General features: G+C 34.7%; 14 protein-coding genes. 4 read left to right on the top strand and 10 right to left on the bottom strand.

Features of this window, described 5'->3' with window-relative positions:
• From ORQ98_RS18805 to ORQ98_RS18795, 3 genes are all read right to left on the bottom strand, one after another.
• A complete protein-coding gene (locus ORQ98_RS18805; RefSeq protein WP_274690354.1) occupies positions 1–645 on the bottom strand; it encodes a response regulator transcription factor in 645 nt (214 codons plus the stop codon).
• A 181-nt stretch (positions 646–826) separates the two neighbouring features.
• On the bottom strand, positions 827–1,051 hold the full coding sequence (locus ORQ98_RS18800; protein ID WP_274690353.1) for a helix-turn-helix domain-containing protein: 225 nt from the start codon (positions 1,049–1,051) through the stop codon (positions 827–829).
• 22 nt (positions 1,052–1,073) lie between these two features.
• On the bottom strand, positions 1,074–1,592 hold the full coding sequence (locus tag ORQ98_RS18795; RefSeq protein WP_274690352.1) for a DUF2975 domain-containing protein: 519 nt from the start codon (positions 1,590–1,592) through the stop codon (positions 1,074–1,076).
• Between the two features lie 422 nt (positions 1,593–2,014).
• Between ORQ98_RS18795 and ORQ98_RS18790 the strand changes: the two genes are divergently transcribed.
• Entirely contained in the window at positions 2,015–3,244 is a 1,230-nt protein-coding gene (locus ORQ98_RS18790) for a hypothetical protein (RefSeq protein WP_274690351.1), read from the top strand.
• A gap of 28 nt (positions 3,245–3,272) precedes the next feature.
• On the opposite strand, the gene ORQ98_RS18785 is transcribed toward ORQ98_RS18790, so the two are convergent.
• The gene (locus ORQ98_RS18785) at positions 3,273–3,722 is read right to left on the bottom strand and encodes a PliI family lysozyme inhibitor of I-type lysozyme (protein WP_274690350.1); all 450 of its coding nucleotides are present in this window, start codon (positions 3,720–3,722) and stop codon (positions 3,273–3,275) included.
• 92 nt (positions 3,723–3,814) lie between these two features.
• On the opposite strand from ORQ98_RS18785, the gene ORQ98_RS18780 reads away from it, so the two are divergent.
• Positions 3,815–4,738, top strand: coding sequence for a hypothetical protein (locus tag ORQ98_RS18780; protein WP_274690349.1), 924 nt, complete (start codon positions 3,815–3,817; stop codon positions 4,736–4,738).
• A 350-nt stretch (positions 4,739–5,088) separates the two neighbouring features.
• On the opposite strand, the gene cuyA is transcribed toward ORQ98_RS18780, so the two are convergent.
• From cuyA to ORQ98_RS18750, 6 genes are all read right to left on the bottom strand, one after another.
• Positions 5,089–6,090 (bottom strand): D-cysteate sulfo-lyase, encoded by a 1,002-nt coding sequence (gene cuyA, locus ORQ98_RS18775; protein WP_274690348.1) that lies wholly within the window; start codon positions 6,088–6,090, stop codon positions 5,089–5,091.
• A 405-nt stretch (positions 6,091–6,495) separates the two neighbouring features.
• Entirely contained in the window at positions 6,496–6,822 is a 327-nt protein-coding gene (locus tag ORQ98_RS18770; protein WP_274690347.1) for a hypothetical protein, read from the bottom strand.
• A 210-nt stretch (positions 6,823–7,032) separates the two neighbouring features.
• Positions 7,033–7,344 (bottom strand): hypothetical protein, encoded by a 312-nt coding sequence (locus ORQ98_RS18765; RefSeq protein WP_274690346.1) that lies wholly within the window; start codon positions 7,342–7,344, stop codon positions 7,033–7,035.
• Between the two features lie 679 nt (positions 7,345–8,023).
• Positions 8,024–8,716 (bottom strand): substrate-binding periplasmic protein, encoded by a 693-nt coding sequence (locus ORQ98_RS18760; protein ID WP_274690345.1) that lies wholly within the window; start codon positions 8,714–8,716, stop codon positions 8,024–8,026.
• A gap of 218 nt (positions 8,717–8,934) precedes the next feature.
• The gene (locus ORQ98_RS18755; protein ID WP_274690344.1) at positions 8,935–9,126 is read right to left on the bottom strand and encodes a UTRA domain-containing protein; all 192 of its coding nucleotides are present in this window, start codon (positions 9,124–9,126) and stop codon (positions 8,935–8,937) included.
• Entirely contained in the window at positions 9,120–9,644 is a 525-nt protein-coding gene (locus ORQ98_RS18750; protein ID WP_274690343.1) for an SMI1/KNR4 family protein, read from the bottom strand. Before ORQ98_RS18750 ends, ORQ98_RS18755 begins: the two co-directional genes overlap by 7 nt.
• A 366-nt stretch (positions 9,645–10,010) precedes the next feature.
• On the opposite strand from ORQ98_RS18750, the gene blaOXA reads away from it, so the two are divergent.
• A complete protein-coding gene (gene blaOXA / locus ORQ98_RS18745) occupies positions 10,011–10,796 on the top strand; it encodes a class D beta-lactamase (RefSeq protein ID WP_274690342.1) in 786 nt (261 codons plus the stop codon).
• A 497-nt stretch (positions 10,797–11,293) separates the two neighbouring features.
• On the top strand, positions 11,294–12,574 hold the full coding sequence (locus ORQ98_RS18740; protein ID WP_274690341.1) for a substrate-binding protein: 1,281 nt from the start codon (positions 11,294–11,296) through the stop codon (positions 12,572–12,574).
• The last annotated feature ends 25 nt before the right edge of the window (positions 12,575–12,599 follow it).

The raw sequence follows: 12,599 nt of genomic DNA, 5'->3' as shown, positions 1-12,599 counted from the left end.
TTATTCACTGATCTCTAATTGATATCCTACCCCTCTTACTGTGTTAATTTTTAACTCAGGCACTTTTTTTCGTATGCTTAATATATGATTATCTACGGTTCTTGTTGAAGGTAATGAATTATATCCCCAGACTTGTTTTAGAATCTCATCTCTATTACAAAGTCGGCTTGGGTGAGAAGCTAAAAATGCTAGTAACTTAATCTCTTTTCTAGATAAACAAACCTGTTCATTTTTATAGTATGCTACATTATTGGATAGGTTTATTTTCAGGTCTTTATAGATAATTTCACTTTCTCCAATAGGACGAAGTAACATTTGTGCGATAGCTATAATCTCTTGAGTATAGACGGGCTTGACTAAAAAACCTCTTGCGCCAGCACGAAAGCTATTAATACGATGTTCAGTCTCATCGCTATGAGATAGTATAATAATAGGAATGGCTTTTAATGTAAGCAAACAAGCGATTTGAGAAAAATAGCTATCACCTAGCAAATCTAGACTTAATATTGCGATATCAGCGTTAGTCCAGCTGTTATCAACAGAGTCTAATGTATAGCATTTATTACAGTGGTATTTATTCTTGTAAAACAATTCATTTAATCTTTTACTTAATAACTCATCATCTTCTAGGAGTAAAATATTCATAAAGTCACCTAATCGCTTTTCAAAATTTTAAACAAATCTTTCACTTGATCATGATGAAAGATGAATATGTTAGCTCAAGTAAGTATTGACTAGGATCTGTGAGTACTTATTAGCTTTTATAAAAATCAAACATAGTATAAATAATGATTTACTCTGTTTACTAGAAAACTCAGTATATTTATCAGGAATAATCGTCTTCAAAGTTACATTCTAATAAATCACCTGGCTGGCAATTCAGGTGTTTGCATATTAGGAATAAAGTTGAAAAGCGTATTCCTTTTGCCTTGCCTGTTTTGATTAGTGATAAATTTTGCTCAGATAATCCCGTTAATTCAGCAAGCTTTTTTAAGCGCATTTTTCTTTTTGCTAACATGACATCAAGTCTTATAATGACTTCTGTGTCCATTCTATACTAACTCACATATTGCCTAGGGGATTAATGCATGATCTTCTGCTACTTTTTGTGCTTCAACCAGCACCCAAGAAATGGAAATAATAATACTTCCAAATACTAATGGAATAATGCTACTAGGTAATAAAGTAATTTGAAGAATCTTTTCTCCAGGTGGATTTTGAAATGTTAAAACTAAAACCAATAAAGTTGAGTATATAACTTCGCAGATGACCCATATATAAGATAAGAGACCAATTCTGCGCAAGATAATAGCATTTAATAATGTAAAAACTTGACCTTTTTCGTAATTTTTAAACAAATTAATTAGAAGATACAACCCATACAAGATAACGCTCAATGGGATAACAGTAATAGCCACTCCAAGTATCTTGGTCGCAGGCGTGATAATCACCTGTTTTACATCAGCCCCAAACATTAAGGCAAGTTCTGGGGTCATAAACACCCACATCCCTACAGCGCCTATAAGAACAACGCCATAAAGAAGGGTACAAAATATCCGACATCGTTTGGAGATAGCTGCAATCTTATCCATACACTTTGCTTATGATTAATTAATACAAAAACTGATAAAATTAAAATAACACTTGATTTTTCAATTATGTAAAATATTATACTCACTGTCAACTAGTGTGCCCTTCTTAGTAGGCAGGAGAGTCTGGCAATACAAGTAAGTATATATTAATGAAGGTTCGTTCCATTTTAGAGTGCGGGTAGTTGTGAGGATATAGATAGCTATGGCTCCTTTCTATTGGGCTTTAAGACATTCAAGGTAGCGGGTTGCTTATAATCAATTCTAGGAGAGATGAGTCTGTTTATAATTAAGTGGAATTAAAAAAACAGTGACAATCACTTAAGCGAGGAAAAGCTTGAATGCGTTAATACTATAGGTGTTACATAATGATGGCTTTTAGCTATTGGATATATGGTACCACTTACAATTTTGTTAGGAGTATAATGAAAAAATCTGTCATAGGATTTACTGCAATTATCTTTTTATTAGAGAGCGTAGTCTGCATCGCGAGTAGTGATATTACCTATCGTGTCAACGTTGAAAAAGAAAATCCTACGATTGCAAAGGTATCTGCAGACGTTTTGACTCTAGGAAACTTTGTAATTGAGCCTCCTCAAGCTTCAAACTTGTCTACAAGTCATACAAAATTGAATGTTATTTGCCAAGCAGGAAAAGGTAAAAATATATCCATACAGTTTGGAGTTCCTATACAGTGCAAATCTATACATTGGAATATAAAATTTAAGAAGCTGAGTCATACCAACTTCGAAGCATCTAGCCTACAAAATATTTATTCTCCTATTGGCTGGTGGGTTTTGCACGAGCAGGACAGTTTACCAAGAATTTCTGGTAATCATTCTATATATGTTTGTGTTACAAAAAATAATTGTAATAAACTACCAGAAAATATCTCTGGTAATAGTGGCCCCCCAGTATTTATGGTATGGGGTAAAAAAACTGGAGTGATCAAAATTCATAATTTCAAAATAAATATTTTCTCCGATAAAGAGCTACTTTACTCTAAAATACCTAGTATTAAGGAAGAGCTGGAAAAGCAATATAGTTATTTAAGCGCTGTTTTTTTGTCTGACAAGCAGCAGATTACTTGGTCATTGGTATGGATTGCTATTGATCAAAAATATAATCACTTGAGTGGGGCTGCTGGAGCAAATGCCTATATTACTAACTATCTGGTGGATAATGGTAGGTTAACAGATAGAACGTTGCCATGGCTATTGAGGGTATCAGCGCATGAAACAGTGCATGTATTATCTAAGTACACTTTACCTACTTGGATAAATGAAAGCTTGGCGGAATACTACGCTTTTAAAACTCTCACACTTTCTAATATCGAAACTAGAGATCCTATTCAAGAATGGTTAAAAAGAAAATCAGCTATTTCTCATGCAAGTTCAGGATTGTACCATGCAAATAGAATGGTATCCGAGCAGCATGATATGAGTTTCTATCCTCTTTTTTACCTGAAAGGAGCTGCACTTTGGCAAGAACTAGATATAGCACTTAATGAAGAGGGTAAAAACTTAGATCAATATATAAGATTACTTAATAAAGATGACTCTCATGACCCCACAATTAACCAGAGCTTTATTCAGTCCATGGTTAGAGAACTTGGCTCTGGTCTGTGGGAATCAATTAGCTCAAAATATCTTTAATTTAAAGCTATGCAATGTCCTGCAATTTTCATAACTTATTAGCTTTTTTAAGAAGCGACTTAAGAGTTGTGTTTATTGAAGATGTTTCACCATTAATACTGAGGTATGAAGTAATGCGGTCATTTTGAACTTTGAATGCATATGCTGAGATATAGCTGCCTGAGCCTGCAGACTGGGTAAAAACTATTAGTTCCTCTGATTTATCTTTATCTAAGTCTTTCAATAACAGCTTAATAACGCTACCATCTCTCTCGCTTACTGCACCAGAAACAAAGTTGTCATATGGATACTTAGAATCATAGATTTTATATAGCATTAAACTAAAACTTCCAATTGATCTTGGCTCATATTTAGGTTCTGAAACGACTACAACTTTATCATGTGCTAATTTAATTTGTTTGGGGTTTATTGGCTCTGCTTGTACTATACCGGTGCTAATTACTGTGAAGATAAATGAGCTTAAAATCAATTTAGTCATATTAGACCTTCTAGTTAGTTTAAGGAAAAATATTATAATATCGACTGAGTTAAATAATATCAACTAAGGTGCTGAAGCTAGGTTAGAAATAAGTGAGCTATCAGAGGCAATTTAACAATAAGCGTGAATCGCAATCGGCAGAAGCGTTACAAAATAATATTGAGCTTAATGATTATCAGCTAGGCTCAATTAATGGTCTTTCTAGACAAACGCTTTTCATTGGTATATTTTTATCTATCTTTCTTCACATCGTAATTTTCACTCTTTTAGTTAAGGCAGACTTGCTTTTTGAATCAAGTAGGATACAAGATAGTTTCAGTAAGAATTTAACTATTGATATTATAACTACGCATTCAGATTTTTTAGATAAACAGCAATCCAAAAAAGAAATCGAGCAATCTTATACGGAAAATAGTATTAATGAAAAGCAAGAAATCAAAGCTTTGCAGTCTTCTGATCTTAACTTAAAAAATAAGCAGCAGGCTCAGAAAATAAAGCATGAAGAGCAAACGCCTTCATTGCCTGAAATGAAAAAATCACCATTAGAAAACAAAAATCAAATTATCGTTAAGTCTACAAAGGATGAAAATAAACGACAGGCTCAACCTCGCCCTATTGTTTACGAGGACATCTTAGATCAGGCAGTTCAATTAGACCAAACAGTGGAAAGTCAAAATGAGCTTCTTCGAGAAGATTTCACTGTATTCTCTAAAGAATTAAGAGATACACTGGAAGTGGTTCGTAAAGAAAAAAGCGATCGAAAAGAATATCTCAAAAACAAACAACTTAAAGAGAAAAATAAATACTTTGAATATAATAATACTGGAGGCTCAAAGAGAGTTCGTATCAATGGGAATTGCTTTGAAGTTCCTCAAGATGACCCTTTTGACTTGGTTCCAAAAACATGGAGGCTAGTGGGTAACTGCTCTAAGAGTAGAGAAATTAAATTCAAAGCTAAAACGTTAAATAAGCAATATCAAGAAAGTTTGAAAGATAAACGAAAAAATAATTCTTAAAATTATAATATAAAAATAGTTAGCAGAAGTTATACTCATCCCTGACTGAGAATAGTATACTCAATGCGAAGGATTATTTATACCCCTAATGGGCCATGCGCAAAATAAGGTAACAACTTCTTCTCCATTTATCTTCTAGCTGTGTTACACCCACTATGCCTGCAAAAAAGCGCCTTACCAGAAAATAAATGGCTTTGAAGACTGTTACCCAACTTTACGCATGGACCACTAGGGCACAAGGGCGAGGTCACCGAGCGATGAGATCTAGTAGCTATTTTTATATAATCTAAAGCTGTTTACCTGGGTAAGCTATAATAAATATTTATCAAGTATTTGGTAAATATTTTTCTTCACTTCCAGCAATTCATATATGAGTATAAGGCTGGAACTCCACCTGTATGAAAAAATAAAATTTTTGATCCTTTTTTAAACTTTCCTTGCTTTATTAAGTCAAGCATACCAGCAGCTGCCTTTCCAGAATATACAGGGTCAAGTAGAAGGCCCTCTAACCTTGCAAATAGTTTTACAGTTTCTATCATTTCCTTTGTTGGGATTGCATATCCTTCCCCAACATACTCGTCGTAGCAGGTTACGAAGTCTTTTGGAATTTTATCTGAATACCCTAATTTACCTGCAGTTTCATTTGCTAAATTAAGCACAAGATTTTCTTGTTCAATTTTTTTGCGACTAACATTGATACCATGAACCTGGATGTTATCATTTATATGAGTCATACCAGCAATAATACCTGCTTGAGTACCGGCAGAGCCTGATGGTATAACAATATGATTAATATCTAGTTTCATGGCTCTAAGTTGAGCGATTGTTTCTTCAGCACAAGCCACATACCCGATGGTACCAATAGAATTAGAGCCACCGATAGGGATGATATATGGGCGCTTTCCCTCCTGTTTAAGTAGATCAGCTTTATCTATCATTAGGCTATCCAAATCAGAATTAGCATGAACGATATCACCTATTTTTGCACCTAAGAGTTTGTTCAAAAAATAATTACCACTAGTATTATCCTCTTTGTAACTACTTTCTGATCCACTTTTAAGTATTAAGTGACAGTCAAGTCCTTCCTTTACTGCCCAAGATGCAGTAAGACGACAATGGTTAGACTGCATGGAACCACAAGTAATCAGTGTATCAGCACCTTCTTTTAAAGCATCTGCAACTAAAAACTCCAACTTACGGGTTTTATTTCCTCCTGCTGCACCAGGTAGCAGGTCATCTCTTTTGACAAAAATTTCAACACCACAGCCCAAATAGTTACTCAATTGGGGAAGATGTTCAATAGGCGTTGGATATTGAAGGTAATGCCTTCTAGGATAATTTTTATAATTCATATTATTTGCTTACCTCTTTTAGAGTCAGTAATAGTTGTTCTAATTATGGTAGAACTTAAAATTTTGTTGATATCATAACTTTCCCCAGTTAGCATATAATTATCAAAATGTCGCTTGATTAAAATATATAATGTGACTGTTAGACATGCTTTGAGGTATGGCCAATAAGTTAAGCTGATATTGGTAAGTATGAGGTTTATTCTTGAAGTAGCTCAATGGTATCTTCCTTATTTCTTAACAAATTTTTTTTGATCTTCATTCCATATATAAAACTCAGGATCCCAGTAATGCGCTGAGCCTACTTCACTGCTGCCAGGTGGGTTAACTATTAGTAGATTGCTGTTTGTTTTATAGTCAAATCCTGTTGCAGCAGAAGGTCCTTCGTAAACAAGTCCAGTTCTCCAGTCAACAATAACACACACTTTGCTGACAAGGTGACCCACATCCTAAATAAAGCAGACTATAATACCCAGCAAAATCAACTGTAGATTTTTCAAATACTTTCGAAATAACAGTTTTGTATTTTTTTGCTACTTTGCTAGAAAAGTTTATCTTGGGTTTTGCTCCCTGATATTTAGAGTTTACTGTATATCTTTTGAAGTCAATCGTTTTATTTTGTTTTGCGAATGAGTCAGCTTTTTCAATACTGCTATAGCTCTGACTGGGATCGGTATCTTCTGAACATGCTGTTAAAAAAATAATGAGAGCAACAATGCAAAAAAGCCTATTCATATAAATTTCCACAAAATAGAAAACTATCGCATAATTCTATTTATTAAATGTCACAGTTTTGTAAAAATTGTAGTCATATGTAGGTCAATTTACGGAATTATGCACTTAAGAAACCTGTATTTAAGGAAATCTGCATTTAGAGAACAATGCAGGGTGATTTGAAGAAAGTTGGTTATATAGCGCTTCTTGGGGGGAGTGCACAAACTAATATTAATTGGTATAGGCTATTGTTTTCTCTAACCACACCAGCCACTCTTTTAATAGTGGTAAATTAAGCTCTTCAGCTTTACCTCGTTCATCTAACTTTCTTAAGCGAATTGCATCGTTAAAGAAAGGGAAGCACTCAAATTGACGACACTCTTTTGTTGTAAATGGGTCTCCTTGCTGTGCTAGTGTGGTACGGTTTAAATAATTAGCTAATTTGCAGACAACAAAGGTTGTCATGGGAATTAGCAGGCAACCCAGCACAATTAATATAATCCCTAACACGGCTTGCACTGAAATACTGTCTTGTTGAGCCAAGCCAAGCAGAGCAGCAAACAATAATTAAAGGAGAGGCACATGCAATTGAGTAAGCAATGGATAGATCCCCGGCACTGTATGCGGCTGCTAGGGAAAATAAATACCTTGAAATAACCCGGTGGCAATTAGAAGCCAAATAATCCCAGTATTAAAGGCGTTAATGAGTTCGAGATAAAATAATAAAATAGGTGAAAAAAGCACAAAACTAAGGGCTGTTACCATAAAAATTCCATCCAGCATGAGCCACTGCTGATACTAAAACTAACATTAGTGTCGTTACTGTCATGAATAGGCCTTAGCAGTGGGCAAAATAATGCTTGTTAGACCAGGGGAGTCTGGATTAAGCCCTTGTGTTAAGTATTCTTGAATTTGCATGACCGTAGTGGGTAAGTCGGCAATGCTGTCAATAATAATATGGGTACCTGCTTGGCAAAATTGCAGCTGGGTTTTCTCACGTAACCGTTGTTGGTGAGGTGGGTCTAGTGCTAACCAGTCTCCTTGATGATTTCTTTGAGAGCGGATAAATCAATCACCTTGGTTAAGAATTGATTGTTGTTATCTGGTCTATACCAAGGCAGCAATACAGACTAAAAGTTTCAGAATAATGACTTTTTAAATTCAGTAATTTGAAAGGTATGATAGTTTTTTAAAGCAGTTATTTTTTTACTAGAAAATTGGGTTAAAAGCCGTGCTTGGAAAAAATTTTTCCATATGTTCCATCCTTTTTTATTTCTGCTAGTCCTTTGTTAAAGTCTTGTATTATTTTTTTGTGATCTTTCAACTTAATACTAGATATTAAATATAGTTCATTTGTTGATAATAGCGGATTTAGGACTACAATTTCTGATAAATTATGGTGTTTTAATCTACCAACTTCATATTGAAAAACAGGAATAGACGTAACAATCATGTCAATACGACGGCCAAATAATTTCCGGATTGTGATAATGTGAGATTGAGATATATCCTTTCTTAGATAATCGGCTTTATCAAACTCTGCAGAATTTACCCAATTTTTAGTGACACCGATAGTATACTCTTTGAGCTCATGAAGTGAGCTATATGAGGTAATACCTGCTTCTTTGAGTGCAATAATCCCAACATTAATATCAAAAAAAGGATCACTATAGTAATAGGTTTTTGCTCTTTCTTTACTAAAATAGGCGCCTAGAGCAATATCTCTTTTTCCTTTTGCAACTAATACCATACAGCGTTTCCAGGGATACCATTGTAATGATATTTTATGACCTTTGCGCTTAAAAGCGGTTTTTACTATTTCAGTCAATACCCCACCTTCTTCTAAAGTAGAAGCAAAGTAGGGCTCCCAATCCGTTGTAACGATGGTAATGTCCCTGGCCAGCACTTTAGTCATGCAAGAGCAAGCTATACTCAATATAATAATGACTATATAAAAAGCTCTCATACTGTACTACTCAGTAGGATGAATAATGTAGCTTAATTACTTAACTTAAAATATAGTGATTATAGCCTATTTGAAGATAAGTATTAATTATTGATATCCAGGCGAATAGTCACCGCATCGTGGCGCCAATGCTCATAGTCTACCTCTAGAACACTGCCATCTTTACTTTAATTTATTCGCTCAATAAATAAACCGGGTAGCCCTGCTGAAATACCTAGCGCTTGTGCAGCATCTGATTTTAGGGCTGTTGATTTAAAGGCGTATTTTCTACGGAGTAAATGAGTGAGTGATTGAGATATATCTTCTGTTTGAATATCAGGTAATAAGTCCATATTAAGATAAATATGTTCAATTAGCACTGGGCGTTCCTCAATGGAACGTCGTCAGCGAAACTTTTAGCGAGTTGCTTGGTTTCGTCCTCACTGCGATAAATAATTTGACCTACACATCCACCACCTCCTGGCTCAAGATCAATAAAATAGAGAATATTACTCCCTGGATCTATTTGGTCTCCAGCTATTGAAATCCAACGGGGATGGAACCAGCTGGCACTAAGATAACTCTTAGTAGGCAGATTTGTTATTTCATTCTCCTTAAAAATATTAGAAAGTTGTTTCCACTCGTCAATTAAATAAGAAATCGAATAAAATTGACTTCCATAAGGAAGGATACAGTCATCAGTATGTTCTGCTATGTGTTCTCCATTATGTTTGCTGAGAAACTTTAAATAGCTTTCAGGTGAATCAGGAAAATATTTTTTTAAGCGTGCCAATTCACTCTTTGTGGCTGGTCCATTTAAAGATGATAGCCCCTTTGGATGATTTTTATTCATCCAGCGTTTGATTCGTCCAAACGACTGACCGATAATGTTAGTCATTATGAAACCCTTAAAACTTAAGAAATAATAGAATGCTTAGTTAAGCTAGGTTGACAGCATGGAATGATCTTATTATAGAGGAATATATACAGCCTTCCTAGACTATAATATTGGGTGCGCACTTCATCTGAATTTCAATAAGCATATTGCTTGCCTCACTTGACTTGCAAGGCGGGAGGAATGTAGATATTACCAAGGTACTATCTGACATTTTAGTGTCAGTTTTGTAAAGACATATTTCATCATAATTGATCATTTTTGGTTTATTTACTTATAGAGAGTTGGTTCGTAGTATGGTTTGGCTTCTATTATTTAATTACATAGTTGAAAGAGTTAGCCATTATTTATCATAATATTAGGTGGTATATGAAAAATATTTCAATGCTGATATCAGCTACTACGCTATTGCTGTCTTCGTTACCGTTATATGCTAAAGATGATGCACTGATTAAAAAAGTTTTCAATAAATATGCTGTTGAAGGAACTATGATTGTTTCTTCACATGATGGTACTCAGCAGTATATTTATAATAAAGAACGCAGTAAGCAAGAGTTTTTACCTGCCTCTACCTTTAAGCTATTAAATACACTAATTGGCCTAAAAGAGGGTGTCATTTCTGAAAATACAGTCTTTAAATGGGATGGCAAAGACAGAGGCTGGAATATGTGGAACAAAGACCAAACCTTGAAATCGGCACTCTCATACTCTTGCGTTTGGTGTTACCAGCAAGTTGCTCAAAAAGTGGGTAACAGTAAATACCTGGATCACTTTGATAAGGTAAACTACGGTAATAAAAAAACAGGTCCAAATGTCCAGCGGTTTTGGTTGGATGGAAATTTACGAGTAACAGCCTGGCAGCAAATAGACTTATTGAAAAAAATCTATGATGAAAAACTACCCTATCCAAAGCAGGATATGGAAACACTTAAGAAAATAATGGTTATAGAGAAAAAGCCGAGTTATACGCTTTACGGAAAAACTGGCTGGGCAAACAATGCTATACAGCAGGTGGGATGGTTTGTAGGGTTTGTTGAAACGAAAAAAGGCCCTTGGTTTTTTGCTATGAATATTAAAATGACAGAGATGAAACAGGCTCCAATAAGGAAAGCAATTACTAAAGAGGTATTGTTAGGTAAAAAAATAATTTTCTAACTAAATACTCATTGGATAGATTTTTTGTGAAGTAGAAAGTTGCTTATTAGGTGGCTTTCTACTTTTTAATTTATAGATAAAACTTAGAGTAAAGGAAGAACTTCATAAGTTTCTGTTATTATAATAAAAATATTTTAAGTTTACTAAAGAAAAATGAAGGCAGTTTATTGCCTATCGTATTGTTCTAGTTAGTGTCTCCATACTACTATGTATTCATTGCATTCAAACCATTCTTAGTGTTTAGCGACGATAACAAAACGCTTGTGTTCTAAAGATAAAAGTATTCGTCGTGATGATTGAGGGTTATTAGTTTAGCTGATGTTATGCAGTTAAAGGCATCTGATGAATCCATCTGAAGCTATAAGTCACTGCTATCGCTTGAATTAAGGTTAATCTGTTCTAGGGTTTACTAATAAATGATGAGTGGTATCTGCCTATGACTCACAATCATAGGTTTTAAATAGTAATTAACTATTTAGAGTTAACAGGTCATTTCGATGCATACTATTAAATTAGTAAACTTTGCTCTTCCTTTATTGTTAATTTTTGGGTTAATAAAAGTAGATTTAACCTATTCTGATACGGTAAAACTAGGCTTGAACTACCCAAAAACAGGGCCTTATTCAGTTCAAGGCTTGGATCAGTGGCGTGCGGCACAGATGGCTAAAGAAGAAATTAACCAGATGGGGGGAATTTTAGGCAAGCAAGTTGAAATTCTATGGAGAGATTCAAAATCTAAAGCGAAGCAAGCTACAAAAAATGTGCGTGAATTGATTGATGATGAGGGAGTGCAAATGATATTTGGTGGCTCCTCAAGCGGTGTTGCAATTGCTGCTGGAAAAGTATGTAAAGTAAGTAAAGTCCCTTGTTTTGGAACATTGACTTATTCTACAGCAACAACAGGAGAATCTGGGCATCGATATATGTTTAGGGAATGCTATAACGCTTGGCCTGGAGCCAAAGTACTTGCTTCCTATATGAATAAAAACTTCTCTGGTAAGAAGTATTTTTATATTACAGCAGATTATACTTGGGGTCATACCACAGAAGCATCATTTAGAATATTTACCAACACTCAGGATAAGAATGTACATGCTTCTATTAAAACCCCTTTTCCAACAGCAACAAAGAGTAATTTCAAATTAGCGATTAAATATGCAAAAAAAAAATCTCCTGATGTACTGGTACTAGTGCTATTTGGTAAAGATATGGCAATGGCTCTTAAAGAGGCGACATCTCAAGGGTTAAAAGAAAACACACAGATAGTTGTTCCTAATTTAACACTGGGTATGGCAGAAAGTGCTGGTGCTGAAGCTATGGAGGGTGTTTTAGGTGCATTACCTTGGAGTTGGCGAATACCTGAACTAACTGGTTCTGAAAAAGGAAAAACATTCGTTAAAAAGTTTACTGAAAAGTATAATCGTTACCCTTCTACATCTGGTGCTTCGGCATACACAATTATGTATGAATACAAAGCAGCAGTAGAAAAGTCGGGCTCATTTGATCCTGCAAAAGTTATACTTGCACTAGAAGGGCGAAAATACAAACTACTTAAAGATGAACAGTATTGGAGAGATTTTGATCATCAATCTATTCAAACTGTTTATGCTGTCCGTGGTAAAACAATTGCAGAGGTAAACGCAGATCCATATAAATTAGATTATTTTGAGATAATTGATCAGATGAGTGGTGATAAAGCTTTTCGAAGTAGAGAAGAGTGGGAAAGAGTAAGACGTGAAGCTAATATGCCTATATATTTAGAGCCAAAAGAACTATAAGTAGATATTATTTAATAGCATACTA

The organism is Spartinivicinus poritis (genome assembly GCF_028858535.1).
GTDB lineage: Bacteria > Pseudomonadota > Gammaproteobacteria > Pseudomonadales > Zooshikellaceae > Spartinivicinus > Spartinivicinus poritis.
The sequence above is the reverse complement of the archived record's forward strand: the minus strand, read 5'-3'. Positions and strand labels throughout refer to the sequence as shown.